We start from the raw sequence: 25,207 nt of genomic DNA on the forward strand, positions 1-25,207 counted from the left end.
CGATGGGCCGGCTCAAGCGCCCAAGGCCGGGCTGCCGGTGGCCGACGGCCTGCGCCTGGCGCTGACCACCCTCACGGTCCTGCCCGTCCGCACCGGCCGCATCGACCGCCGCAGCGCCGCCGTCGCGATGAGCGCCGCCCCGCTGATCGGCGCCCTGCTCGGTGCGGTCCTGGCCGCCCTCTTCGTCCTGCTGGACCAGGGCCTCCTCGCCGCCACGGTCACCGTGGCCGCGAGCGCCCTGCTCACCCGGGGCCTGCACCTGGACGGCCTGGCCGACACCGCCGACGCCCTCGGCTCCTACCGCCGCGGGGACGCCGCTCTCGCGATCATGAAGAAGTCCGACATCGGCCCGTTCGGCGTCGCGGCCATCGCACTCACCCTGCTGATCCAGGCCGCCGCCCTGCCCGGGTTGACGCCGTGGGCGATCGTCGCGGCCTGGGCCGCCGGCCGCCTCGGTGTCACTCTGGCCTGCCGCCGCGGCGTGCCCTCCGCGCGCCCGGACGGCCTGGGTGCGCTGGTCGCCGCGACCGTACCGGTGCCGGTGGTGATCCTGGCCGCGGCCGTCGTCGCGGCCGGGGCCATCTGGGCGGTGCCGGGCCGTCCGTGGCAGGGTCCGGCCGCCGTCGCCGGCGCGCTGCTGGTGGCGGTCCTGCTGCTGCGCCATGCGGTACGCCGGTTCGGCGGCATCACCGGCGACGTCATCGGCGCGACCGTCGAGCTGACCACCACTCTGACGCTGATCGGCCTAGCCGTGCGCTGAGTCGTACGCCTTGACGACCTTCTTGGGTGCGGTCCGCCGCCACGCCTCCGTCACGACCTGCCGCAACTCGTCCGGATCAGCCTCGGCGAGCACCACCGTCACCCAGCCGAAGCGGCCCACGTACGGCGCGGGCGCGTAGACATGCGGGGCCGCGGCGATGAGCTCGGCCTGGTCCTCCCGGGACGCCTTCACCGAGATGGTGCCGCTCTCGCCGCCGCCCGAGGCGAACATCTTGTCGCCGTACCTCAGGGTGGTGTGGCCCCAGTTCTCGACGAAGACCTCGGCGCACCCGGGCAGGGCCAGGACCCATTCGCGCACCTGGTCGTAGGTGACGCTCACCGCACCGACGGCTGCACGAACGGCGGCTTCACGATCCTGGCCTCGGTCCGGCGGCCCCGGATGTCGATCTGGACCAGGTCGCCCTCGGCCAGCCCGGCGGCCGTGTCGAGCAGGGCCAGTGCGATGCCGATCTTCTTGGTCGGCGAGAACGTGCCGCTGGTGACCTCGCCCACGAGCGCGTCCCCGGCGTACACCTGCATGTGACCCCGCGGGATGCCGCGGCCGGTCAGCTCCAGGCCGCGCAGCAGCCGGCGGGGTCCGGCGGCCTTCTCGGCGAGCAGCGCGTCGCGGCCCCAGAACGCCGGCTTGGACCAGCCGACCGCCCAGCCGGAGCGGGCCTGCACCGGGGTGATCTCCAGGGACAGCTCCTGGCCGTGCAGCGGGTAGCCCATCTCGGTGCGCAGCGTGTCGCGGGCGCCGAGTCCGCACGGGCGCACGCCCGCCTCGACCAGCGCGTCCCAGACGGTGAGCGCGTCGTCCCACGGTACGACCAGCTCGTAGCCCTGCTCGCCGGTGTAGCCGGTGCGGCAGACGATCAGGTCGACGCCGTCGATCCGGGCCGGGTTGAACGACATGTAGTCGTGGCCGGTCGGCAGGCCCAGCTTGGTGACCGTCTCGGCGGAGTGCGGGCCCTGCACGGCGAGGACGGCGTAGCTGCGGTGCTCGTCGGTGACCGTGATGCCCTCGGGCGCGGCGGCGGCGAGCCGGCGGACCACCTCGGCCGTGTTCGCCGCGTTCGGGATCAGGAAGACCTCGTCCGGGCCGATCAGGTACGCGATCAGGTCGTCCACCACCCCGCCGGTGGCGTCGTCGCAGCACAGGGTGTACTGCGCCTTGCCCGGCGCGATGCGGCCCAGGTCGTTGCTGAGGCAGGAGTTGACGAAGTCCGCCGCGCCGGGGCCGGTGACCCGGGCCTTGCCCAGGTGCGACACGTCGAACACGCCGACGGCTTCGCGGACGGAGGTGTGCTCGCGCAGCACGCCGCCACCGGCGTACTCCAGCGGCATCTCCCAGCCGCCGAAGGCGGCGAACTTGGCCCCGAGCGCGACGTGGCGCTCGTGCAAAGGCGAACGGAGCAGGGCTGCGGCCTCGGTCGACATGAGTGGCAACTTACCGGTGACCTCGCATGTGGTTAGCATCGGCGGGACACCATCACCGATCGGCGCGACCCGCGCCGGGGTGACCACACCGCCGGGGCGGCCCACGAGGGGGCTCCGGCCCCTCATCGTCGCGGAGCGCCCGAGTGACCCACCCCGCCCCCTCTCTCACCCTGGTCGACAGCGACCCCGCCGAACTGGCCGTCGATGCGATCGTCATCGGGCTGCACAGTCAGCCCGACGAGGGTGGCGCCCTGCTGCCGGCCGCCGGCGCGGAGAGCATCGCCGCCGCGTTCGACGGCAAGCTGACCTCGACCCTGGCCCTGCTGGGGGCCACCGGCGCCCCCGGCGAGGTGACCAAGCTGGCCACGCTGGGCACCATCGCCGCGCCGCTGGTGGTCGCCGTCGGCCTGGGCGACGAGCCGTCCGGCTCCGCGCCCGCCACCGAGACGCTGCGCCGGGGCACGGGTGCCGCGGTGCGCGCGCTGGCCGGCAGTGACACGGTCGCGCTGGCGCTGCCGGTGCCCGACGACACCGACGCGCCCGGGGTGCTACGGGCGATCCTCGAGGGTGCGCTGCTCGGGTCGTACCGGTTCGCCGGCTACAAGACCAAGCCGCAGCCGACCCGCCGCGACCCGGTCAAGGCCCTGCAGGTCACCGTGCCGGACGCCACCGACGCGGCGGCCGCGGCCGAGGTGACCCGGGCCGAGGTGGTCTCGAAGGTCGTCCGGCTGACCCGCGACTGGGTCAACACCGCGCCCAACGAGCTGCGCCCGCCGCAGTTCGCCGACGCCGTGGTCGCCGCGGCCGAGGGCACCGGCCTCGAGGTGGAGGTGCTCGACTTCGACGCGCTCAAGGCCGGTGGCTACGGCGGCATCGTCGCCGTCGGCCAGGGCTCCGAGGCGCCGCCGCGGCTGGTCAAGCTCAGCTACACGCCCGAGGGCGTGACCGACCCGAAGCGGGTCGCGCTGGTCGGCAAGGGCATCACCTTCGACACCGGCGGCATCAGCATCAAGCCGACCGCCGGCATGTGGGAGATGAAGTCGGACATGGCCGGCGCCGCCGCCGTCGGCGCGGCCCTGCTGGCCGTGGCCGCGCTCAAGCCGGCTGTCGCGGTCACCGGCTACCTGGCCATGGCCGAGAACATGCCTTCCGGTACGGCGTACCGGCCGGGCGACGTCATCACCATGTTCAGCGGCAAGCGGGTCGAGGTGCTCAACACCGACGCCGAGGGCCGGATGGTGCTGGCCGACGCGATCGCCCGGGCCTGCGCCGACGGCACCGACTACGTCTTCGAGACCTCGACCCTGACCGGCGGTCAGGTGGTCGCGCTGGGCAAGCGGATCGCCGGCGTGATGGGCTCGCCGGAGACCTGCGAGCGGGTCAAGGCGGCCGGGGACGCCGTCGGCGAGCCGGCCTGGCCGATGCCGCTGCCGGACGACGTGCGCAAGGGCATGGAGTCCGAGATCGCCGACATCAGCCAGGTCAACGCGAGCATGGACCGGGCCGGTCACATGCTGCAGGGCGGCGTCTTCCTGCGCGAGTTCGTGGCCGACGGGGTCGAGTGGGCGCACATCGACATCGCCGGGCCGTCGTACCACACGGGCGAGCCGAACGGTTACTGGACCAAGGGTGGCACCGGCGTGCCGGTGCGCACGCTGCTGGCGCTGGTCGACGACGTCGCCGCCAACGGCTGAGCCGCGGGGCGCCGCCCGGCTTCAGGAGGCCGGGCGGCGTTTCTGGCGCTCGTTGTAGTCGCGCATCCGTTGCGGGTAGCCCATCAGCCGGATGTCGTAGACCGGCATCGCCAGCTGGTGGGCGAAGCGCCGGGCGCCTTCCGGGGAATCGACGCGCCGGCGGGTCCACTCACCGTCGTGCGCGACCAACAGGAGCGTGGTCTCGGTCACCGTCGTCCGCGGCTCGATGAAACCCTCCACACCCCGCCGGGAACGGACGAACTCCGCAAGGTGGTCGAAATCGGCGCGATCGGCTGTCCGGCCCACACCGCGGGACGGCTCTTTCCGCCGCCGGAACCAAGCCACGCCACGCTCCTCACGTTCGACTGCGGTCAGGGTACGTCCTCGCCCGGTGTCGTTGGGCACCTGACTACATCGATCGTTGCGGGAAGTGACAAGATGGCCAGGACAGCTGTGACCGTTTCCACCATGTGACCCATGGGGAGACGAACGCGATCTGGGAGTAGACGTGAGCCAGCCTGGCGGAACCTTCGACATCGTGATCCTCGGTGCCGGCAGCGGCGGTTACGCCGCCGCCCTGCGCGCGGCCGAGCTGAACCTGTCGGTGGCACTGATCGACAAGGCCGAGCTGGGCGGCACCTGCCTGCACCGCGGTTGCATCCCGACCAAGGCGCTGCTGCACGCGGCCGAGGTCGCGGACCAGACCCGCGAGAGCGAGCAGTTCGGCGTCAAGGCCGACCTGGTCGGCATCGACATGGCCGGCGTGAACGCGTACAAGGACGGCGTCGTCGGCCGGCTCTACAAGGGCCTGCAGGGCCTGATGAAGCAGCCCAACATCACCCTGGTCCAGGGCGCCGGCAAGCTGGTCTCCCAGGACACCGTCGAGGTCGACGGCCAGCGGTACACCGGCCGCAACGTCATCCTCGCCACCGGCTCGTACTCCCGCTCGCTGCCCGGCCTGGAGGTCGACGGCAAGCGCGTGCTGACCAGTGAGCACGCTCTCAAGCTGGACCGCGTGCCGAGCTCCGCGATCGTGCTGGGCGGCGGCGTCATCGGCGTCGAGTTCGCCAGCGTCTGGAAGTCCTTCGGCGCCGACGTGACCATCCTGGAGGCGCTGCCCCGGCTGGTCGCCGCCGAGGACGAGGAGATCTCCAAGGCCCTCGAGCGGGCGTTCCGCAAGCGGAAGATCAACTTCAAGGTCGGCAAGCCGTTCGAGAAGGTCGAGCACACCGAGAACGGCGTCAAGGCGTACCTGGCCGGCGGCGAGACGGTCGAGGCCGAGATCCTGCTGGTCGCGGTCGGCCGCGGCCCGACCACCAAGGACCTGGGGTACGAGCAGCAAGGCATCACGCTCGACCGGGGTTTCGTGATCACCAACGAGCGGCTGCACACCGGCGTCGGCAACATCTACGCGGTCGGCGACATCGTGCCCGGCCTGCAGCTCGCGCACCGCGGCTTCCAGCAGGGCATCTTCGTCGCCGAGGAGATCGCGGGCAGGAACCCGGCGGTCATCGACGAGAACGGCATCCCCCGGGTCACCTACTCCGACCCCGAGATCGCCTCCGTCGGCCTGACCGAGTCGCGCGCCCGCGAACAGTACGGCGACGACAGGGTCTCGACCTACAACTACAACCTCGGCGGCAACGGCAAGAGCCAGATCCTCAAGACGCAGGGCTTCGTGAAGCTGGTCCGGGTCAACGACGGCCCGGTCGTCGGCGTGCACATGGTCGGCGCGCGCATGGGTGAGCTCGTCGGGGAGGCGCAGCTGATCTACAACTGGGAAGCTTTCCCGGAAGAGGTCGCCCAGCTCGTGCACGCCCACCCGACGCAGAACGAGGCGCTCGGCGAGGCGTTCCTCGCACTTGCGGGCAAGCCCCTGCACGCACACGCCTGATTTCCTGTTCGCCCGTCCGACCGCCCCACCACCACCCCTGACCGGACTAAAGGCCCGATTAACGGTTTAAGGAGTTCTGAGACATGCCGGTATCGGTCACCATGCCGCGGCTCGGTGAGAGCGTCACCGAGGGCACCGTCACGCGCTGGCTCAAGCAGGAGGGCGAGCGGGTCGAGGCCGACGAGCCGCTGCTCGAGGTCTCCACCGACAAGGTCGACACCGAGATCCCGTCGCCGGCCGCCGGGGTGCTCTCGCGCATCGTCGTCGGCGAGGACGAGACGGCCGACGTCGGCAGCGAGCTCGCGATCATCGCGGGCGACGGTGAGGACGCGGGCTCGTCCGCCCCGGCCCCGGCCGAGGAGGCCCAGGCGGCTGAGCCCGAGGCCGAGCCGGCCGAGACCGAGCCGGAGCCGGAGCCCGAGCCCGCCGCGCTCGACACCCCCTCGACCGAGAAGCCGGTCGAGGAGGAGGCTCCTGCGCCGCAGACCGCCGCCCCCGCCGGTGGCTCCGAGGGCACGGCCGTCAAGATGCCCGCCCTGGGCGAGAGCGTCACCGAGGGCACGGTCACCCGCTGGCTCAAGCAGGTCGGCGACACCATCGAGGTCGACGAGCCGCTGCTCGAGGTCTCGACCGACAAGGTCGACACGGAGATCCCGTCGCCGGTGGCCGGCACGGTCCTGGAGATCAAGGTCCCCGAGGACGAGACCGCCGACGTCGGCGCCGAGCTGGCCATCATCGGCACCCCGGGCGACGCCCCCGCCGCGGCCCCGTCGCCGTCCGCCCCGGCACCGCAGCAGGCCGAGGCCCCCAAGGCCGAAGCGCCCAAGGCCGAAGCCCCCAAGGCCGAGGCCCCGAAGCCGGCGCCGCAGCAGCAGTCCGCGCCGCTGGTCGAGTCGAAGCCCGCCCCGGAGCCGGTCGGCGAGTCCTACGCCGACCCGTCGCCCGAGGTCGAGGCCGGACAGCCCGCGCCGCCCGCGCCGTCCGCGCCGTCCGCGCCCGCGCAGTCCAGCGCCCCGGCCGCCGAGACGGTCAAGGCCAACGGGGCCGGCGACGCCGGTTACGTGACCCCGCTGGTCCGCAAGCTCGCCGCCGAGAAGGGGGTCGACCTGTCGTCGATCACCGGCACCGGTGTCGGCGGCCGGATCCGCAAGCAGGACGTCATCGAGGCCGCGGACAAGGCTGCGGCCGCGAAGGCCGAGGCGGCCAAGCCGAAGCCCGCCGCCGCACCGGCCGCGGCGCCCACCGCCGCGAAGCCCGCGCCGAGCCCGCTGCGGGGCCGCACCGAGAAGCTGACCCGCACCCGCGCGACGATCGCCCGCCGCATGGTCGAGTCGCTGCAGATCTCGGCCCAGCTCACCACCGTCGTCGAGGTCGACGTCACCAAGATCGCCAACCTGCGGAACAAGGCCAAGGCCGACTTCCTGGCCAAGAACGGCGCGAAGCTCACCTTCCTGCCGTTCCTGGCGCTGGCCGCGGTCGAGGCGCTGCGCCAGCACCCCGTGGTCAACTCGTCCATCGACCAGGAGGCCGGCACGGTCACCTACCACGACGGCGAGCACCTCGGCATCGCGGTGGACACCCCGAAGGGCCTGATCGTCCCGGTGATCCGCGACGCCGGCGACCTCAACCTGGCCGGCCTGGCCAAGCGGATCGCCGACGTGGCCGAGCGCACCCGCAACAACAAGATCAGCCCGGACGAGCTCTCCGGCGGCACCTTCACGCTGACCAACACGGGCAGCCGCGGTGCGCTCTTCGACACGCCGATCATCAACCAGCCGCAGGTCGGCATCCTCGGCACCGGCGCGGTCGTCAAGCGCGCCGTGGTCGTCGAGGACCCGAACCTCGGTGAGCTGATCGTGCCGCGCTCGATGATCTACCTGGCGCTCAGCTACGACCACCGGATCGTGGACGGCGCGGACGCCGCCCGCTTCCTGGTGACGATGAAGGAGCGCCTCGAGGCCGGTCAGTTCGAGGGCGACCTGGGCCTCAGCGCCTGACGCGGGACAGGACATGAAGAAGGGGCGCTTCGGCGCCCCTTCTTTGTTTTGAGCGGGTTCAACTTCGGGAATGATGGAGATATGCGGATTCTCCTGGCCGGCGCGTCCGGTTTCCTCGGCACCCGGCTCGCCGAGCGGCTGCGCGCCGCCGGTCACGACATCACCCGGCTCGTCCGGCACCCCGCCCAGGCCGCCGACGAGGCCACCTGGAAGCCGTCCTCCGGCCAGCTCGACCAGGCCGTGGTCGCGGGAGCCGACGCGGTGATCAATCTGGCCGGTGCCGGCGTCGGCGACAAGCGCTGGAACGCCCGGTACAAGAGCCTGATCCGCAGCAGCCGGGTGGACACGGCCGGCACGATCGCCCACGCGATCAAGAACCTGCCGGCCGGCGACCGCCCCCGCGTGCTGCTCCAGTCGTCCGCCGTCGGCTGGTACGGCGACACCGGCGACCGCCCGGTCACCGAGGAGGCCCCGGCGGGCACCGGCTTCCTGGCCGACGTGTGCCGGGTGTGGGAGGCCGCGGCCCGTCCCGCCGAGGACGCCGGCACCCGGGTGGCCCTGCTGCGCACCGGGCTCCCACTGGATGAGAACGGCGGACTGCTGAAACCACAGATGTTGCCGTTCCGGATGGGCGCCGGCGCCAAGCTCGGCGGCGGCAAGCAGTGGGTCCCCTGGATCGGTCTGGCCGACTGGCTCGGCGCCGTCGACTTCCTGCTGGAGCGCGACGATCTGGCCGGCCCGGTCAACCTGGTCGGTCCCGAACCGGTCACCAACGCCACGTTCACGCAGGTCCTCGCCAAGGTGCTGCACCGGCCCGCGGTGCTGCAGGTGCCGGGGATCGCCCTGCAGGTCGCCCTGGGCGAGTTCGCCCACGAGGCGCTGCGCAGCCAGCGCGTGCTGCCGGGGGTGCTGCGGAAGGCCGGCTTCACCTTCACCCAGCCGACCCTGGAGGCGGCGCTGCGGGCGGCAGTGGATCAGCAATCGAGTACGGCGGGCAGGCCGTAGCGCCGAAGCTTGCTAACCTGCGCCTGGTGTCCGTCGTCGCCCCAGCCCCGTCCGAGCCCGCCGACCCGCCGGTCGAATCCCCGACCCGCCGAGGCGGCCGTTCCTGGCGCCCACATCTGATCGTCGCCGTGGTCGCGCTGGCGCTCGCCGTCTGGGTGACCAACGGGCTGTGGCGGGACCCGGCCGGGCACGTCCTCGCGAAGAACGCGGGCGACCAGGCGTTCTTCGAGTGGCTGCTGGGCTACGGCGTCTACCTCCTGGGCCACGGCGCCGATCCGTTCTTCACCGACCTGCTGAACACCCCGGTCGGCGTGAACCTGGCCGCCAACACCTCCATCACCGTCTACATCGTGCTGTTCTCGCCCCTGACCATCCTGGCCGGTCCCGCGATCAGCTTCACGACGATCCTCACCCTGAACCTCGCCGCCGCCGCCTTCACCTGGTATCTGTTCCTGCGCCGCTATCTGGTGCGCCGGGCGGCCGCCGCGGCCCTCGGCGGATTGTTCTGCGGCTTCGCGCCCGGCTTCATCTCGCACGCCAACGGCCACCTCAACTGGACCGCCGGCTGGATTCCGCCGCTGGTGCTGTGGTGGGTGCTCAAGCTGCCCGAGCCGCGCCGCTGGCTGCGCCACGGACTGATCCTCGGCGTCCTGGTCGCGATCGGCTTCTCGATCGCCGCCGAAGGGCTGTTCTTCACCGCGCTGGCCACCGGGGTGTTCCTGGTGACGCGGTCGCTGATGCCGCACTGCCGGGCCGCGGCCCGCGCCGCACTGCCGACCGTGCTGGCCGGGCTGGGCGTGACGGCCGTCGTCGCCGGGACCCTGCTGGCGTACCCGCTCTACATGCACTTCGCCGGGCCGCAGACCTTCAAGGGCACCGGTTTCAACCAGGCCCACTACGCCGAGGACATCGGGGCGTACCTGGGCTACCCGACCCGGTCCCTGGCCGGATGGCTGGGGCTGGGCAGCGACCTGGCGCCGAACCCGACCGAGGAGACGTCGTTCTTCGGCCTGCCGCTGATGGTGCTGGCCGTGGCGTCCCTGGTGATGCTGCGTCGGCACGCGCGTCCGGGCCGGTTCGAGACCCTGACCGGGATCTATGCGGTCGGTGCCGTCTTCCTGCTGCTGTCCCTGGGGCCACAGCTCAAGTTCTTCAAGGACGCCACCGAGATCAAGCTGCCGTACGCGGCTCTGCTCGACCTGCCGCTCTTCGACTCGGCCCTGCCCGGCCGTTTCGCCCTGGTGGTGGCCTGCGTGATCGGCATCGTGCTGGCGCTCACCGCCGACCGTCTGCTGACCGAGCCGATGCCGTCGGTACGCGAGCACACCTGGTGGGCGGCCGCCTTCGCCGTCGCGCTGGTGCCGCTGTTCCCGATGCCGGTGCTGACCGGTGACCGCGCACCCGAGCCCGCGTTCATCGCCGACGGCCTCTGGAAGCAGTACGTGAGCGACGGCGGGGTGCTGACCGCGCTGCCGTTCGCGACCACCGACACCGCGGACGGGCAGCGCTGGCAGGCGTACACGATGGCCCGCGGCGGCAAGCAGTTCCGGATGCCGGACGGCTACTTCCTCGGCCCCGGCGGCCCGGAGGGCGTCGGGCAGATCGGCGCCAGCCCCCGGCAGACCGACTGGAAGTTCCTGCGCGCCGCCCTGTACGGCGAGATCGTCCCGATCGGCGACTACGACCGCGAGCAGACCCGCAACGACCTGGCCTACTGGAAGGTCGAGGCGGTGTTCCTGGCGCCGCAGGTGACCGGCTCGCAGGGCCCGGTGTTCCGGGCCGCGGTGGAGATGACGGCCATCGACCTGCTCGGCGAGCCGGAACGCGTCGGCGGTGTCCTGGTGTGGCGCATCCGGCCGGGCATCGACCCGGTGGCCCGCGGAAACTGACGGACTAGGCTGGTCCGCGTGACGACTTCTACGTTGCGGGTGCTGCGTCCGGGGCTGGTCGACTACCGCGAGGCCTGGGAGACCCAGCGCCGGCTGCACGACGCCGTGGTGGCCGGCACCGAGCCCGACACCATCCTGCTGCTCGAGCACCCCAGCGTCTTCACCGCCGGCAAGCGCACCGAGCCGATGGACCGCCCGCTGGACGGCACCCCGGTGGTCGACGTCGACCGCGGCGGCAAGATCACCTGGCACGGCCCGGGCCAGCTCGTCGGCTACCCGATCGTCAAGCTGGCCGACCCGATCGACGTGGTCGCCTACGTCCGCCGCGTCGAGCAGCTGCTCATCGACGTGTGCGCCGAGTTCGGCGTGACCACCGACCGGGTCGAGGGCCGCAGCGGCGCCTGGGTCCGCGCCGACGACCGCGGCCCCGACCGCAAGATCGCGGCGATCGGCATCCGGGTGGCCCGCGGCGTCACCCAGCACGGCTTCGCCATCAACGGCGACTGTGACCTCAGCAACTTCGACCGTTTCGTGCCGTGCGGCATCCGCGACGCGGGCGTGACGTCGCTGAGCGCGGAGCTGGGCCGGCCGGTGACGGTCGACGACCTGCTGCCGGTCGTCGAACGCCACCTGCCGACGCTGCTGTGAGCCTCTACCGCGACCCGCGCGACAAGCGGGTCTTCGTGCCGAAACCGGGCGGCGGGGTGGCGCTGAACTTCAGCCACTCGATCGCCTGGTGGATCGTGATCTGCATGACGATCCTCCCGCTGATCATCGTCACCGGCATGACGATCGCCGTCTTCATCTGAGCCCGGTCGTCACGGCGTGACGCGGTGCAGGTCGCGGGGAAAGGCCGTGACCTCCCGGACGTTCGCCGCGCCGGTCAGCCGGGCCACGAAACGTTCCAGCCCGATCGCGAAGCCGCCGTGCGGTGGCATCCCGTACCGGAAACCGTCGAGATAGCCCCGGTAAGCCTCCGCCGGCTCACCCCGCGCGGCCAGCGCGGCCTCGTAGTCGGCGTAGCGGTGCAGCCGCTGGCCGCCGGTGACCAGCTCGAGCCCGCGGAACAACAGGTCGAAGCTGTTCGACCAGACCGGGTCGGACGGCTGCGGATGGGTGTAGAACGGCCGCTTGCGCATCGGATAGCCGGTCACGAAGACGAACTCCGACCCGTGCTCGCGCAGCGACCACTCCCCCAGCGCCCGCTCGTGCGCCGGGGCCAGGTCCGGCTCGTCCGCCGGCGCGCCCGCGATCCGCAAGGCCTCCGCGAAATGCACGGCCGGAATCTCCGCCGGCACTTTTGGCACGGCGGTCCCGGTCCGCTCGGCCACCGTGGCGGTCATCGTGGCCACCACCTCGGTGAGCACGGCCATCACGTCGCGGTGGTCGGCGATGAAGCCCAGCTCCGCGTCCAGCGACGTGTACTGGGCCAGGTGCCGGGCCGTGTCGTGCGGCTCGGCCCGGAACACCGGCCCGACCTCGTAGACCCGCTCGAACACCCCGACCATCAGCTGCTTGTAGAACTGCGGTGACTGGGCCAGGTAGGCGGGCCGGCCGAAGTAGTCGAGCGCGAACACGTTCGCCCCGGACTCGGTCGCCGACGCCACGATCTTCGGGGTGTGGATCTCGATGAAGCGCCGCTGCTCCAGCGCGGCCCGAAAGCCCGCGGTCGCGGCGGCCGCGATCCGCAGGGCGCCGGCCCGGCGGGGGTGCCGCAACGACAGAGCGGCATGGTCGAGCTGGGTGGGCAGAGTCGCGGTCAGCGCGGGCCGATGCAGATCAAAAGGCAACGGTACGGACACAGCGTTCAGGATCCGCGGCAGAGCAGGAGCGGTAAGCTCGACCCCCGCCGGCGCAGCCGGGTTCGCCGTGACGGTGCCGGTCAGCTCGATCACGGACTCCTCGCCCAGCGTCTCGATCACGGCCCGGACCTCGGGCTCGGTGACGACGACCTGGGTGAGCCCGGCGGCGTCCCGGACTATCAGGAACGCCACGGACTTGAGCAGCCGGCGGCGGTGGACCCAGCCGGCGACCGTGACGGTCTCGCCGGTGTGCCGGGCCAGTTCGGTGGAGAGGATGCGTTGCACGGCTTTTACCTCCTCGGTGACTGCAACGCGGCCCCAGGGAGGTGTGGGCGAGCGGGATCCTCGCGGTGCCACCACACCTTCACGCCTTGATCAGGCGCCTCTTGTCGTGCCGGTGCTGACCTGGCATGCCCTCCTGGCCCTCGCAAGCTCGGTGCAGTCGGTCATGCCGGCTCAGGAGTGTCTTCACGCCCCGGCACCGGGCCACCCTCACAGCTGCTGGTGGCTCTCTCGGCCGGCGGGATCGGGGCGCTACTCGGTTCCGTCAACACCGTGGACGGGACCTTAACAGCGCCCGGACGACCGGCAAACCGGGTTTCCCCGGCAGGCGTGAGAGCACTCACAGAAACTGCTGTGTGAGCCTCACCGCCCCCGCAACGGTTGATCTTGCTTTCGGCGTAACCTCAGCCTTGTGACTATTGCTCCCGAGGGCCGCCGCATGCTGCGCATCGAGGCGCGCAACGCCGAAACTCCCATCGAGCGCAAGCCGCCGTGGATCAAAGTCAAAGCCAAGATGGGCCCGGAATACACGCACATGCGTGGTCTGGTGCAGAAAGAGGGCCTGCACACGGTCTGCCAGGAGGCGGGCTGCCCCAACATCTACGAATGTTGGGAGGACCGCGAGGCGACCTTCCTCATCGGCGGTGATCAGTGCACCCGCCGCTGCGACTTCTGCCAGATCGACACGGGCAAGCCGGCCGAGTTCGACGCCGACGAGCCGCGCCGCGTGGGCGAGTCCGTCGCCACCATGGGCCTGAAATACGCGACGGTCACCGGCGTCGCCCGCGACGACCTCCCCGACGGCGGCGCCTGGCTCTACGCGGAGACCGTCCGCCAGATCCACAAGCTCCAGCCCGGCTGCGGCGTCGAGCTGCTGATCCCCGACTTCAACGCGGAGCCCGACCAGCTCGCCGAGGTCTTCGGCGCGGCGCCCGAGGTTCTCGCGCACAACGTCGAGACGGTCCCCCGCATCTTCAAGCGCATCCGCCCGGGCTTCCGCTACGAGCGCTCCCTCGACGTGATCACCCAGGCCCGCGCGGCCGGCCTGGTCACCAAGAGCAACCTGATCCTGGGCATGGGCGAGGAGCGGTCCGAGGTCTCCCAGGCCCTGCGCGACCTGCACGCGGCCGGCTGCGAGCTGATCACCATCACGCAGTATCTGCGCCCCACCCCCCGCCACCACCCGGTGGAGCGCTGGGTGAAGCCGGAAGAGTTCGTCGAGCTCAACCAGGAGGCCGAGGAGATCGGCTTCGCAGGCGTGATGAGCGGCCCCCTGGTCCGCTCCTCCTACCGCGCCGGCCGGCTTTACCAGCAGGCCCTCGCCGCCCGCGGCTGAGCCCCTCCCGCCGCTGACAATGCGTCTCTCCCGGTGAGGCGCTCCGGTTCGGCGTGCCTACTGACCGGTGACGCCCATCGGGCCGGGGGCCCGACCTGGACCGCGCCCCACGGCGGACCGGCGGCGAGAGCGATCCGCTGACGATCAGCGCGGCTCGAGCCGGCGGTGCTCACCGACGCCGTCCACCACGCCGTGCGCGATCCGAAACCGGCGCCCGACGCAGGGTGGTGCCGGTCGCCTCCTTGAAGAGACATTCGGCGCGCTCGGAGCAGAGCCGGCTTCGGCCGGTGTCCGGCAGCGGTCGGCATCCGCCACCATCCGGCCCGGACCCGGACGGCGATCCACGAGCAAAGCGGTCCCCGGGGGGCGGCCCGCAGCAGCTCCGGCATCGGTCACGCGGTGCCGGCCCGCCGGCTCGCCCGGCCGGGCGAGCCGCAGAATGCACGGCTTGCGGGGCCGGCGGGCCGCACGGCCTGCGGGGCCGCACGGCCTGCGGAGGCAGCCAGGCCTCCGGACCCGCGGCGGCGGCGACCGCAACGACTACGGCGACTACGGCTGTCTCGGCGTGGCTGGCCCGGCGCTGAGCCGTCAGTCGTCGAGCAGTCCCAGACGGTGCGCGACCGCGGCGGCCTCGCCGCGGCTCGCCACCGCCAGCTTCGCGATGATCCGGGACACGTGCACGCTGGCCGTCTTCGGCGAGATGTAGAGCTGCTTGGCGATGCCGCTGTTGCTGAGCCCCTCGGCCACCAGCCGCAGCACCTCACGTTCCCGGTCGGTCAGTGTCTCCGTACCGGTGACGGCTGGATGTGCCGCCGAGCGCAACCCGATCCGCCGGGCCAGGGTGTCCGCGGCCTCGGCCAGCGGCCTGGCGCCCAGCGCGCCCGCCACCGCCGCCACCTCCTCGACCGCTTCCGCCGCACCCGGGCGGTCGCCGGCGCCGGCCGCGGCCGTGGCCAGCCCCAGCAGCGCCACCGCCAGCGGATAGCGCTGACCGTCGGCCCGCCACGCGGCCACCGCCTCGCGCCACAGCTGCGGCCGGCCGGTCAGCGTGGCGGCGAGCTGCGCCGCATACGCGCGGTCGCTCGGATGGCGCTGCGGCATCGTCCCGGCGAGTTGCCTGATCCGGGCGGCCAGCTGGTCGTCGGCCGACTCAGCGGCGGCCGTGGCCGCGACGGCGAGCAGCGGCCAGCCGTAGCGTGGGCGGTCGGCGAGCGTCGGCTCCTCCACCGCCGCCCGGGCCGCGGTGAGCGCCGCCGCCGGGTCGCCGGTGTGCCGGGCGAGCGAGATGCGCAACTCCAGCAGGGACAGCTTGTTCTCCCGGTGCAGGAACGGGCGACCGAGGAACGCGATGGCCCGGTGGGCCAGCGGCTCGGCGCCCTCGTGCCCGCGGGCCAGGCGCAGCGCGGTCCGCAACCGCATCCACGGCAACGCCAGCGTTCCGGGCGGATCGAGGCGCGCGGCCTCCGCGCACCGGGCGTCCGCCTCGTCCCAGCGGCCCAGGGCCATCAGCGCCTCGGCGTGGTTGGCCAGCAGGAACACCCCGGTGGTGCGGTGCACCCCGACCCGGTCCGCGTACGGCACGCCCTCGGCCGCCGTGGCCGCGGACTCCTCGTAGCGGCCCAGCTCGAACAGGGTGTCGGAGACGTTGACCAGCGCGCGGGCGAGGTTGGGCAGGTCGCCGGTCTCGCGGGCGCGTACCGCGGCGGCCTGCATCGCGGGCAGCGCCTCCACGGCTGACAACCGGCCGCCGCACACCTGGCCGTAGGTGATGGTCGCGGACACCTGGGCGGACACGTCGCCGACCTCGCGGGCGGCGGCGATGGCCTCCTCGGCGACCCGGCCGGCCTCCTCGTCGTCGACCCCGCCGAGCGCGTACGCGACGTCGGCGATCAGCGTCACCCGTTCCTGCGACGGCGGCGCCGCGCGGAGCAGCCTGTACGCCTCCCGGGCCTCCGTCGCGCCGTCGCTGGTGCCCGCGTTGTAGAGCAGTTTGCTGCGGCGCACGAGCAGCCGGGCCGCGCGCACCGGCTCGGCCTCGACGTCCAGGTCGGCCAGCGCCGCCTTGGTCAGCTTGAGCGCGCGCTGGTGGTCGCCGGCGTCGATGGCCACCAGGCCGGTCTCCTCGAGCAGGTCGAGGTGGCTGGCGCCGAGCAGCTGCGCCGCCTCGGGGACCTGCTCCCACAGCTCCAGGACCCGCTCCAGCAGCCGGGCCTGCTCCGCGTACGCGTACCGCCGGCCGGCCGCCTGCGCCGCGCGGTGGGCAGCGACCAGGGCCTTGGGGTAGTCGTGGGCCTGGTACCAGTGATGGGCGATCTCCGCCGGGGCGCGGCCCATCGCGACCAGGTGCGGCTCGGCCTCGACCGCCTCGGCGTACCGCGCGTGCAGCCGGGCGTGCTCCCCCGGCAGCAGGTCGTCGTGGACCGCCTCGCGCACCAGGGCGTGCCGGAACTCGTAGCCACCGTCGGCGTCGAAGGCGATCAGCTGAGCCGCGACGACGGCCCGCAGCGCCGACTCCAGGTCGGCCTCGTCGATGCCGGCGACCCGGCTGAGCAGTTCGTGACCGAACTCGGTGCCGCCGACCGCGGCCATCCGCAGCACGCGCTGGGCGGCGTCGCTGAGCTGGTCGACTCGGCTCAGCAGCAGGTCGCGCAGGCTGTGCGGGATGTCGCAGCAGGTCGGGTCGGCGGACGCGGCGAACTGCTCGATGAAGAACGGGTTGCCCTGGGCGCGCTCGTGGACGGCGTCGACCGTGCGCGGCTCCGGCTCGGCGCCCAGCAGGTGGGTCAGCATCTCGGCGGTGCCGTCGCGGTCGAGGCGGTCCAGGTCGGCGCGTTGCACGCCCCGGACCCGGTCGAGCTCGGCCAGGAACGGCCGCAGCGGATGGCCGCGGTGCAGTTCATCGGTCCGGTACGTGGCCAGCAGCAGCACGTGCGGCAGCCGGGCCGAGCGGATCAGGAAGCCGATCAGGTCCCGGGTCGAACGGTCGGCCCAGTGCAGATCCTCGATCACCAGCACCAGCGGCTGCCGCTCGGCGAGCCGGTCGAACAGGGCCGCGACCAGCTCGAACAGGTAGCCGCGGCGGGCCTCGCCGACGGCCTCCGGGGGCGGCGGGCCCAGCTCGGGCAGCAGCCGCGCGAAGTCCTGCTCGCGCCCGTCGAGCACCTCGGGGCCGTCGGTGTGCACCAGCCGGCGCAGCGCGGCCGCGAACGGCGCGAAGGGCAGGCCCTCCTCGCCGAGCTCCAGGCACTGACCGGTGAGCACCCGGGCGCCCTCCGCGGTGGCGACCCGGCAGAACTCCTCCACCAGCCGGGTTTTGCCGACCCCCGCCTCGCCGCCGACCAGCACGGTCGACGGCTCGGCGTTGCGGGTGCGCTTCAGGGCGTCGCGCAGCACAGCGAGATCGGCCTCCCGGCCGACCAGGAACTCACTGCTGGCTTGCGCCGTCACGCCGTCGAGCATGTCATGCCACGGCCCCGGCGCGCCTGCCCCGAAGAGCACGCTCATGACGCTGCGGGCCCGCCCCGGCGGGTGGGCCAATGCCACCGGGAACGCCGGTGCCGGCCCGCGGCGACCTCGTGGGCGAGGTGGTCGGCGGCGGCGGCGCGGCGCCACTCCCGGGAGCGCTGGTGGTGGAGGTCGAGCTGGAATTCGGGGTCACTGAGCGGGAACATCACAACTCCTCGCGATCGGTCGTCCTTGCTGTCCTCGACTCTTCGCGGGAAGGTCCCCGCCCCGCATGGGGAAGGTCCCCCATATTCGCCGCCCGGGTGCCTCAGCTGAGGGTCCTGGGCGACTAAGGCACCCGGCTGACCACTACACTTTCGGGTATGGCAAAACCCCAGGAGAAGGTGTCGTTCGTCGAGCGCCTGAAGCAGATCGGCCAGGTGTTCGCGTTCACGGCGCGGCAGGACAAGTGGTTCGTCCCGCTGATCGTCGCGGCGGTGCTGATCCCGCTGGCCGTGACCGTGCTGCTCGTCCTCCTGGGCCTGGGCTGGGTGTGGATCCCGATCGGCGTGATGGTCACCCTGCTGGCCGCGCTGATCGTGCTCAACCTGCGGTCGAACACCGCGATGATGAACGCCGCCGAGGGCCAGCCCGGCGCGGCCGCCTCGATCATGGAGAACATGCGCGGCGACTGGCGGGTCCGCCCGGCGGCCAGCTCCACCACCCAGTTCGACATGGTGCACATCGTGATCGGGCGCCCCGGCGTGATCCTGCTGGGCGAGGGTCAGCCGCAGCGCGTCCGCAACCTGCTGGGCCAGGAGAAGCGCCGCCTGTCCAAGGTCATCGGCAGCGCCCCGATGTACGACTACATGATCGGCCCGAACGAGGGCGAGCTGTCGATCCGCAAGCTCCGCACGACGGTGATGAAGCTGCCCCGCAACCTGACCGGCAAGGACGTCAACGCCCTGGACAAGCGGCTGGGCGCGCTGATGGCCCGCCCGCAGATGCCCAAGGGCGCGATCCCCAAGAACATGCGCCCGGGCGGCAAGGGCATGCGCCAGCCGCGCCCCCGCTGACCCTGCGCACCGCCTCGGATCCGCTGCCGGCCCGCCCGCAGCGGATCCTCGTGGCAGGCACCTCCGGCTCGGGCAAGACCACGCTGGCGGCCCGGATCGCCGTCGCGCTGCAGATCCCGCACACAGAGATCGACAGCCTGTTCCACGGCCCGCAGTGGACGCCCCGGCCGACGTTCGAGGCGGACGTGCACCGGGTCACCGCCGAGCCGGCCTGGGTCGTCGAATGGCAGTACACCTCGGTGCGCGCCCACCTGGCCGGGCGCGCCGACCTGCTGGTGTGGCTCGATCTGCCCCGGGCCCTGGTGATGCGCCAGGTCATCCGCCGCACGGTGATCCGCCGCCTGCGCCGCGAAAAGCTGTGGAACGGCAACGTCGAGGCGCCGCTGTGGACGATCCTGACGACCAAGGACCACATCGTGCGCTGGGCCTGGCAGACCCACGGCACGGCGAAGGACCAGGTGCTGACCCTGATGCGCGAACGGCCGGGCCTCGACGTGGTCCGCCTGCGCAGCCGGGACGAGATCGAGCGGTGGCTGCGGGGACCGTTGCGCCAGGCCCTACGCTGACGGCCATGATCGAGAGGCCGAGTCAGACCTGGCAACGGCGGGTTGCCGAGCAGGAAGCGGCGGTCGCGGCGGGCACGCTCCCCCGCGACCAGGCGTACGCCGCGGAGCTGTGGCCGGCTGAGGCAACTGCGGCGGTCGACGTCGTGCTGACGGCGTACGCGCGGGAGCTCGCCGACCTGCCGGCTGTCACGGACGAGGCGGCGTGGGCGGCGGTGGAACGGGTGGTGCTCGCGCTCAACGCCATCGACGAGCAGCAGGCGGTGATCGAAACCGGCGAGCGCGAGGAACTGTGCGAGTACATCGACGCCGTGCTGACCGAGGCGGGCGTCGACGTCACGGCACTGACGGCCGGGCGAAACCTGCACCGAGCCGAGCTGACCGACGCCTGGCGCGACTGGTGAGCAGATACTTCTGGCACGGCGAGCAGCTGTTGTGGAATCCGTCGAATCAGGTCGGGGTGCTGTTCATCCGTACCGCGGAGACCCTGGCCGCGTTCGAGGAGCTGCCGACGGGCATCGGCCCGGTGCGCGCTGACGAGCACCAGATCGACCTGCCGGCGTACGGGAATCTCGTCGACGCCCTGGCCCGCCGCTACCTTGCCTCCCGTCACCTGATCCACCGGTCGCTGATCGAGGGCTTCCTCGCCACGGCGCTGGTGCTGACCCGGCGCGCCGGACACGACCTCCCGGCGCTGAGCACACCACCGGAGCCGTCGGGACAGGACGTGTCGGTCGGTCCCGGTGGCATGGCGGCGCCGGGTAACGCCGAACGGCTGCTCCGGCTGAGCGAGGAGCTCGCCCGGGCGATGCCGCGCTGAAGGTTTGGCATACTCGCCCGATGCCGACCATGCTCCCGCCGGACGCCGCACGGTTCGAGATCCGTGACGGCGTGCCCGTGCTCGCCCTCGCCGCCGACGTGCCGGCCCACGCCGCGACCGGCGATTGGTCCCTCATGAACCGCGTCACCCTGGTCGTCGTGGATGGCCCGGGCGACGAGGGCTTCCTGCTGCCCCGCATGACGCCCGGCGGCGACTCCGCGCCGGCCGGCTGGGACGAGGCGGTCGAGCGGGCGGGCGGCAGCCAGGTGATTTTCGGGTACGGCGACAACGCTCCGCTGGTCTTCGCGCGCAGCGTCGGCTCCTAGTAGTAGCGGGGCTGGCCGACGGCAGGATCAGCCGCGACGACGTCGAGCCGCGGGTCAGCGACGAGGGCGTCGACGGCCGCCCGCTCCGCGCCGATCCCGGCCCAGTGCGGGTCGACGTCACTCGTGAAGCACCAGCGCCGATCAGCCGGCCAGACAAACGCGGGCGGCGCGACGGGCTGCCCGCCGCCGAGGTCCGTCTCCCAGTGATCGATGTCCCGCAGCCGGCCCCGGAACAGGGCGTAGCGCCGATGGGGCAGCTCGACCATCTGTCCCGCTTCCCGTGGGACCGGGATGTCGGAGTAGCCCTCCCAGACGCAGAAGTAGCACTCGTCGGCGGTGGCCGTGAACGGCGCGAGCCGGTGCAACGCCCGGCGCGCCTGCGCGATGTCCGACGGATGATCGTCGGGAACGTCGACGTCGGCCTCTTCCTGGCCGGGCCGGACCGGGTCGGAAATGAAGCGGAGGCGGGCGTACGCCTCGAAGCCCGCCGGCCCGAACGTGATCAGCTGCAGGTCCGGCGCCCCGGACCGGACGAGCCAGTCCGCAGGAGTCGGAGCCGGACAATAAACGAAGTGCATCGTTCCCCCGCGTGCTCAGAGCGTGTGGCAGGCCTCACCTACGGTGATGACATGACACTCTTGATCCTCCTGGCCGGTATCGCCGCAGCGATCACCATGGTCGCCGGACACGTCGCCTGGCGCGACCGGCGCAGCCGGGGATCGTTCGTGGACCCGTCCATCAGCCGCGACGCTCTCGTCCAGGCGGACCGGCAAGCCGTTCAGGCCCGCCTGGCGTTCGCGCAGATGCCGGTGACGGACTTCCTGCCCCCTCGGTAGAGAAGTCTCGCAGGCGTATCCCGCAATCGGCGCCCGGATGCCGGGTCGGAGATCCGGCCCGCCGGAGGCCCGGTCAATCGGTCCGGTCCGTGCCGGCCTTGTGGAGTGCCGCGTTGGCACGGAACCGAATACGCCCACAGGTTTCCCGGTCGTTCTCCGCAGTGGCGTCGGTGCAGGTGCAGTGCGACGCCACCCAGCGGAGATCCTCTGGACTCAGCCACAACGCGATGCGATCGAGGGCTGCCTCCCGCGCGGGGTCGGTGGGCTCCAACGCCTTCGGCATGGGCGAAGAGTAAATGGCGCGGCCGGGTCGGCGCGGAGCCGAAGACGAAACGGCGGCCATGCCGGCTATGAGCCGGACATGACCGCCGCTGCTCGGCGCTGCTACAAATTGCCATCGTTTCGCGGCTCTTTTGGGCGGGAGGGGCTCAGGCGTCGCGGCACGAAGTCCCGACTAGTCAGTCGGGGATGGGGGCGGGCTCAGAACATTGGGCGAAGGAGATGGCAGACCCGCCTGGCGGGTGGATCGGCTCAGTGCAGGTCATGCGGGTACGGATCTGTTCACCGAACCGGTCCAGCCGAGAATCGGTGATGACCTCGACCTTGCCATCAGCGCCTGCGAGGTAGGTGACGGGGATCGGGTCACCTTCGACGCTGAGACTGGTCGCTTCCAGCCGCGCGGGCTGCTGAGCACGCACGGCCTCGACCATGCACTGAACAGCAGAGGCGGGCAACCTGTCACCTTGGGACAGGTGGAGCGTCCCGCAGTCCGTGGTAGCCGAGGAGCTTCGGCCGGGCTTGTCGGCGGCGACCTCAGGCGAGGCGTTCGGTGCACCGCATGCTGCCAGCGCCAGTGATGCCAGAACCGGACCCAGCATTCTCTTCACGAAGGCACCATCCTTGTCGATCGGCTTGGGGTTCGACTCAGCGGGGCGCTGATGCGTTCCCCTCGGCCGGATCCCGGCGCAAGGGCTCGGCGTGGCGGCCGACCAGCACGGCCTGAAGGACTGAAGGACTGAACCAGGCCGGCGAACACACGTCCTCCCTTGCCGCTGGGCCGTCCGATGACGCTGGACTTCGTGTGGCCGGAAATGCCGAGCGACGTGCGGACCGCACCTCGGCGTACGCGAAACGGCGGCCACGCCGGCTGGGAGCCGGGCATGACCGCCGTTTCGTGAGTTGTCGCCACGCCTCCGGCCGGAGCCGGAAACGCAGGTCAACGGGTTGGAACAGGTCAGACGTTGTAGTACATCTCGAACTCGTGCGGGGTCGGGCGCAGGCGGACCGGGTCGATCTCGTTCACGCGCTTGTAGTCGATCCACGTCGAGATCAGGTCGTCGGTGAAGACGCCGCCCGCCGTCAGGAACTCGTGGTCGTTCTCCAGGGACTGCAGGACCGCGTCCAGGGAGCCCGGGACCTGCTTAACGCTGCCCCACTCCTCCGGGGGCAGGTCGTACAGGTCCTTGTCGATCGGGGCCGGGGGCTCGATCTTGTTCTTGATGCCGTCGAGGCCGGCCATCATCTGAGCCGAGAACGACAGGTACGGGTTCGAGGACGGGTCCGGCACGCGGAACTCGACGCGCTTGGCCTTCGGGTTGCTGCCCGTCACCGGGATGCGGGTGCAGGCCGAGCGGTTGCGCTGCGAGTAGACCAGATTGACCGGCGCCTCGTAGCCCGGCACCAGGCGGCGGTACGAGTTGACCGTCGGGTTGGTGAACGCGAGCAGCGACGGCGCGTGGTGCAGCAGGCCGCCGATGTACCAGCGGGCCGTGTCCGACAGGCCCGCGTAGCCGGTCTCGTCGTAGAACAGCGGCTCGCCGCCCAGCCACAGGGACTGGTGGGTGTGCATGCCCGAGCCGTTGTCGCCGAAGAGCGGCTTCGGCATGAAGGTCGCCGTCTTGCCGTGCTCCCAGGCGGTGTTCTTGATGATGTACTTGAACATCTGCATCTGGTCGCCGGCGTGCAGCAGCGTCGAGAACTTGTAGTTGATCTCGGCCTGGCCCGCGGTGCCGACCTCGTGGTGCGAACGCTCCACGGTGAAGCCCACGTCGATCAGCCGGCGCACCATGGCGTCGCGCAGGTCGGAGTAGTGGTCGATCGGCGAGACCGGGAAGTAGCCGCCCTTGTACGCGGTCTTGTAACCGCGGTTGCCGCCCTCCTCGTCCTTGCCGGAGTTCCAGGCGCCCTCGATCGAGTCGATGTAGTAGAACGCCTGGTTGGCGGCGGTCTCGTGACGGATCGAGTCGAAGATGTAGAACTCGGCCTCGGCGCCGAAGTACGCGGTGTCGGCGATGCCGCTGGAGGCCAGGTAGGTCTCGGCCTTCTTCGCCACGTTGCGCGGGTCACGCGAGTAGGCCTCCCGCGTGAACGGGTCGTGGATGAAGAAGTTCAGGGCCAGCGTCTTCTGGATGCGGAACGGGTCGACGAAGGCCGTCGTCACGTCCGGCAGCAGCATCATGTCGGACTCGTGGATGGCCTGGAACCCGCGGATCGACGATCCGTCGAAGGCGAGGCCGTCGGTCACGACACTGTCGTCGAACGATTCCACCGGCATGTTGAAGTGCTGCATCACGCCGGGAAGGTCACAGAACCGTACGTCGACGAACTTGACGTCCTCGTCTTTGAGGTATCGCAGGAGTTCCTCGGGATTGGCGAACACACGTCCTCCTGGCACATGATTTTCGAACCGGGGCGGCGTGAGCCGCCACGAGGCTAGGCTGTCGCGACGCTATGGCCCCGTAGTTGCCCGGGCGTATCCCTATTGTTTCCGCCGTGTTACGGAGCCTGAGAGCTGGATTACCCGAGGGGCTTACAGAGCCGAGATCATCGACGACCCTACCGCCGGGGATACGCCGCCGGGGGCGGAAATGCCGCAACGGTACGCCCGCGACTAGTCTCGTCCCCGTGGCGACAAGCGCGAACGGCTCACCCACCCCGCCCGAGAAGGCGGCGGCTCTCGACCTGTCGGCGCTGCAACCCGCCGAGTTCGGCCGCCGCCTCGCCGCGCTGCTCATCGACTGGGCGTTGTGCCTGGTCATCGCCAGTTTCTACGCCGATCCGCGGATCGTGGCCTGGCCCCCCGTGGTCGTGCTGATCCTGTTCAACGCGCTGTTCATCGGCCTGTTCGGACAGACTCTGGGGATGTCGCTGGCCCGGATCCGCGCGGTGTCCGCGGCCGACGGCGGCGCCATCGGCATCCCGCGCGGCCTGCTGCGCGGCGTCCTGCTGGCCCTGCTGATCCCGGCGATCATCATGGACGCCCGGCGCCGCGGGCTGCACGACCGCGCCGCCGGCTCCATCGTCGTAGCCCTGCCGAAGAGGTAACGAAGCCGACCAGGGCCGCGGCCTGAGGTAGCTGAGCTCAGTCCTCGGGGTCGACCTTGATGCCGAGGCCGCCGGCCAGGGTGTAGCTCAACGCCGGCAGATCGTCCGGGTGCACGACGGCGCCGCGCCAGCTCGCGATCCCGGCGATGCCGTCCAGCTCACAGCGCCGGAAGCGGGCGCCGTCCATGGTGGCGTGGTGGAACTGGGCGCCGGTCAGGTCGCACCCGGTGAAGCGGGCGCCCCGCAGGTCGGCGTTGGTGAAGTCGGCCCCGGTCAGGTTGCAGCCGGTGAAACGCACGCTGTCGAAGCCGGTGAAACGCCAGCCCGACAGATCCAGCCGGCACTGGTCGAAGGTTACGTCGCCCAGCTTGCCGTTCGTCACGGAGAAACCGGTCATCCGCGACTCGTCGAAGGTCACCCGGCGTACGGCCCCGCCGTCGGCGCGCACGTTGGCCCAGTTCGCGACCTGCACCACGCAGTCGGTCATGGTGAGCTGGGCCAGCACCGAGGAGGACAGGTCCGCCCCACGGAACCGGCACTGGGCGAACTCCACCGACTCCGCATCCCGCCCGGACAGGTCGTGACCGTCGAACGCGACGGTGCGGAAAGTGGTCTCCGGCTCGAGCTCCTGCCGGGGGATCTCGAGGGCGGCGGGCACGGCCGGCTTGCGGGGTGCGCTCTGACGGACCGGGCTGCGGCGGGCGACTGGCATCCGGCAAC

27 protein-coding genes are annotated in these 25,207 nt (G+C 71.7%); 16 read left to right on the forward strand and 11 right to left on the reverse strand.

The genetic code is table 11. The features are described 5' to 3' along the window. The first annotated feature begins 31 nt into the window (after positions 1-31). The gene (cobS, locus tag ACWEOZ_RS22700; protein ID WP_451912797.1) at positions 32-760 is read left to right on the forward strand and encodes an adenosylcobinamide-GDP ribazoletransferase; all 729 of its coding nucleotides are present in this window, start codon (positions 32-34) and stop codon (positions 758-760) included. Here cobS and ACWEOZ_RS22705 read toward each other — a convergent pair. Further along, positions 746-1,099: an MmcQ/YjbR family DNA-binding protein gene (locus ACWEOZ_RS22705; protein WP_451912675.1), complete on the reverse strand. Its 354-nt coding sequence runs from the start codon at positions 1,097-1,099 to the stop codon at positions 746-748. The two genes, cobS and ACWEOZ_RS22705, sit on opposite strands and share 15 nt — an antisense overlap. Then, entirely contained in the window at positions 1,096-2,199 is a 1,104-nt protein-coding gene (gene gcvT / locus ACWEOZ_RS22710; RefSeq protein ID WP_451912676.1) for a glycine cleavage system aminomethyltransferase GcvT, read from the reverse strand. Before gcvT ends, ACWEOZ_RS22705 begins: the two co-directional genes overlap by 4 nt. 143 nt (positions 2,200-2,342) lie before the next feature. Here gcvT and ACWEOZ_RS22715 point away from each other — a divergent pair, with 143 nt between their 5' ends. Further along, on the forward strand, positions 2,343-3,893 hold the full coding sequence (locus ACWEOZ_RS22715) for a leucyl aminopeptidase (protein ID WP_451912677.1): 1,551 nt from the start codon (positions 2,343-2,345) through the stop codon (positions 3,891-3,893). Between the two features lie 21 nt (positions 3,894-3,914). On the opposite strand, the gene ACWEOZ_RS22720 is transcribed toward ACWEOZ_RS22715, so the two are convergent. Further along, complete coding sequence (locus tag ACWEOZ_RS22720; RefSeq protein WP_451912678.1) at positions 3,915-4,298, reverse strand: hypothetical protein; 384 nt, start codon at positions 4,296-4,298, stop codon at positions 3,915-3,917. Between the two features lie 103 nt (positions 4,299-4,401). Between ACWEOZ_RS22720 and lpdA the strand changes: the two genes are divergently transcribed. The 6 genes from lpdA to ACWEOZ_RS22750 all read left to right on the forward strand — a co-directional run bounded on the left by lpdA (position 4,402) and on the right by ACWEOZ_RS22750 (position 11,487). Next, positions 4,402-5,787 carry a dihydrolipoyl dehydrogenase gene (gene lpdA / locus ACWEOZ_RS22725; RefSeq protein ID WP_451912679.1) on the forward strand — a complete coding sequence of 462 codons (1,386 nt, stop codon included), beginning with the start codon at positions 4,402-4,404 and terminating at the stop codon, positions 5,785-5,787. A gap of 83 nt (positions 5,788-5,870) precedes the next feature. Further along, positions 5,871-7,784: a 2-oxoglutarate dehydrogenase, E2 component, dihydrolipoamide succinyltransferase gene (sucB, locus tag ACWEOZ_RS22730; protein ID WP_451912680.1), complete on the forward strand. Its 1,914-nt coding sequence runs from the start codon at positions 5,871-5,873 to the stop codon at positions 7,782-7,784. An 81-nt stretch (positions 7,785-7,865) separates the two neighbouring features. Further along, positions 7,866-8,789 carry a TIGR01777 family oxidoreductase gene (locus ACWEOZ_RS22735; RefSeq protein WP_451912681.1) on the forward strand — a complete coding sequence of 308 codons (924 nt, stop codon included), beginning with the start codon at positions 7,866-7,868 and terminating at the stop codon, positions 8,787-8,789. A 26-nt stretch (positions 8,790-8,815) separates the two neighbouring features. Next, complete coding sequence (locus ACWEOZ_RS22740; protein ID WP_451912682.1) at positions 8,816-10,678, forward strand: DUF2079 domain-containing protein; 1,863 nt, start codon at positions 8,816-8,818, stop codon at positions 10,676-10,678. Between the two features lie 18 nt (positions 10,679-10,696). Beyond that, positions 10,697-11,326, forward strand: coding sequence for a lipoyl(octanoyl) transferase LipB (gene lipB, locus ACWEOZ_RS22745; protein ID WP_451912683.1), 630 nt, complete (start codon positions 10,697-10,699; stop codon positions 11,324-11,326). Continuing rightward, positions 11,323-11,487: a peptide ABC transporter substrate-binding protein gene (locus ACWEOZ_RS22750; RefSeq protein ID WP_451912684.1), complete on the forward strand. Its 165-nt coding sequence runs from the start codon at positions 11,323-11,325 to the stop codon at positions 11,485-11,487. Before lipB ends, ACWEOZ_RS22750 begins: the two co-directional genes overlap by 4 nt. Before the next feature lie 9 nt (positions 11,488-11,496). Here the strand turns inward: ACWEOZ_RS22750 and aspS are convergent, their stop codons facing one another. Next, complete coding sequence (gene aspS / locus ACWEOZ_RS22755) at positions 11,497-12,765, reverse strand: aspartate--tRNA(Asn) ligase (protein WP_451912685.1); 1,269 nt, start codon at positions 12,763-12,765, stop codon at positions 11,497-11,499. A gap of 436 nt (positions 12,766-13,201) precedes the next feature. Between aspS and lipA the strand changes: the two genes are divergently transcribed. Next, entirely contained in the window at positions 13,202-14,098 is an 897-nt protein-coding gene (gene lipA / locus ACWEOZ_RS22760) for a lipoyl synthase (protein WP_451912798.1), read from the forward strand. 588 nt (positions 14,099-14,686) lie between these two features. Here the strand turns inward: lipA and ACWEOZ_RS22765 are convergent. Then, positions 14,687-17,545: a helix-turn-helix transcriptional regulator gene (locus ACWEOZ_RS22765; RefSeq protein ID WP_451912686.1), complete on the reverse strand. Its 2,859-nt coding sequence runs from the start codon at positions 17,543-17,545 to the stop codon at positions 14,687-14,689. 53 nt (positions 17,546-17,598) lie between these two features. Beyond that, positions 17,599-17,769 carry a hypothetical protein gene (locus tag ACWEOZ_RS22770; protein WP_451912687.1) on the reverse strand — a complete coding sequence of 57 codons (171 nt, stop codon included), beginning with the start codon at positions 17,767-17,769 and terminating at the stop codon, positions 17,599-17,601. 156 nt (positions 17,770-17,925) lie between these two features. Here ACWEOZ_RS22770 and ACWEOZ_RS22775 point away from each other — a divergent pair, with 156 nt between their 5' ends. From ACWEOZ_RS22775 to ACWEOZ_RS22795, 5 genes are read left to right on the forward strand one after another with little or no spacing between them, the layout of a single operon-like run. After that, complete coding sequence (locus ACWEOZ_RS22775; protein ID WP_451912688.1) at positions 17,926-18,618, forward strand: DUF4191 domain-containing protein; 693 nt, start codon at positions 17,926-17,928, stop codon at positions 18,616-18,618. 50 nt (positions 18,619-18,668) lie between these two features. Next, a complete protein-coding gene (locus ACWEOZ_RS22780) occupies positions 18,669-19,184 on the forward strand; it encodes an AAA family ATPase (protein ID WP_451912689.1) in 516 nt (171 codons plus the stop codon). A gap of 5 nt (positions 19,185-19,189) precedes the next feature. Next, the gene (locus ACWEOZ_RS22785; protein WP_451912690.1) at positions 19,190-19,585 is read left to right on the forward strand and encodes a hypothetical protein; all 396 of its coding nucleotides are present in this window, start codon (positions 19,190-19,192) and stop codon (positions 19,583-19,585) included. Then, the gene (locus ACWEOZ_RS22790) at positions 19,582-20,001 is read left to right on the forward strand and encodes a DUF6086 family protein (protein ID WP_451912691.1); all 420 of its coding nucleotides are present in this window, start codon (positions 19,582-19,584) and stop codon (positions 19,999-20,001) included. Before ACWEOZ_RS22785 ends, ACWEOZ_RS22790 begins: the two co-directional genes overlap by 4 nt. A 20-nt stretch (positions 20,002-20,021) precedes the next feature. Continuing rightward, positions 20,022-20,327, forward strand: coding sequence for a hypothetical protein (locus tag ACWEOZ_RS22795; protein ID WP_451912692.1), 306 nt, complete (start codon positions 20,022-20,024; stop codon positions 20,325-20,327). Here the strand turns inward: ACWEOZ_RS22795 and ACWEOZ_RS22800 are convergent. Beyond that, entirely contained in the window at positions 20,324-20,905 is a 582-nt protein-coding gene (locus tag ACWEOZ_RS22800; RefSeq protein ID WP_451912693.1) for a hypothetical protein, read from the reverse strand. The genes ACWEOZ_RS22795 and ACWEOZ_RS22800 overlap by 4 nt on opposite strands. A gap of 51 nt (positions 20,906-20,956) precedes the next feature. Between ACWEOZ_RS22800 and ACWEOZ_RS22805 the strand changes: the two genes are divergently transcribed. Next, on the forward strand, positions 20,957-21,163 hold the full coding sequence (locus tag ACWEOZ_RS22805; protein WP_451912694.1) for a hypothetical protein: 207 nt from the start codon (positions 20,957-20,959) through the stop codon (positions 21,161-21,163). 73 nt (positions 21,164-21,236) lie between these two features. Here the strand turns inward: ACWEOZ_RS22805 and ACWEOZ_RS22810 are convergent, their stop codons facing one another. The 3 genes from ACWEOZ_RS22810 to glnA all read right to left on the reverse strand — a co-directional run bounded on the left by ACWEOZ_RS22810 (position 21,237) and on the right by glnA (position 23,822). Further along, positions 21,237-21,446 (reverse strand): hypothetical protein, encoded by a 210-nt coding sequence (locus ACWEOZ_RS22810; protein WP_451912695.1) that lies wholly within the window; start codon positions 21,444-21,446, stop codon positions 21,237-21,239. 175 nt (positions 21,447-21,621) lie between these two features. Next, positions 21,622-22,041 (reverse strand): DUF4362 domain-containing protein, encoded by a 420-nt coding sequence (locus ACWEOZ_RS22815; RefSeq protein ID WP_451912799.1) that lies wholly within the window; start codon positions 22,039-22,041, stop codon positions 21,622-21,624. A 356-nt stretch (positions 22,042-22,397) separates the two neighbouring features. Continuing rightward, positions 22,398-23,822 carry a type I glutamate--ammonia ligase gene (glnA, locus tag ACWEOZ_RS22820; RefSeq protein ID WP_360548321.1) on the reverse strand — a complete coding sequence of 475 codons (1,425 nt, stop codon included), beginning with the start codon at positions 23,820-23,822 and terminating at the stop codon, positions 22,398-22,400. 245 nt (positions 23,823-24,067) lie between these two features. Here glnA and ACWEOZ_RS22825 point away from each other — a divergent pair, with 245 nt between their 5' ends. Continuing rightward, the gene (locus tag ACWEOZ_RS22825) at positions 24,068-24,487 is read left to right on the forward strand and encodes an RDD family protein (protein ID WP_451912696.1); all 420 of its coding nucleotides are present in this window, start codon (positions 24,068-24,070) and stop codon (positions 24,485-24,487) included. Between the two features lie 37 nt (positions 24,488-24,524). Here the strand turns inward: ACWEOZ_RS22825 and ACWEOZ_RS22830 are convergent, their stop codons facing one another. Continuing rightward, positions 24,525-25,199 (reverse strand): pentapeptide repeat-containing protein, encoded by a 675-nt coding sequence (locus tag ACWEOZ_RS22830; RefSeq protein ID WP_451912697.1) that lies wholly within the window; start codon positions 25,197-25,199, stop codon positions 24,525-24,527. Positions 25,200-25,207 lie beyond the last annotated feature (8 nt).

Source organism: Actinoplanes sp. NPDC004185 (genome assembly GCF_053603475.1).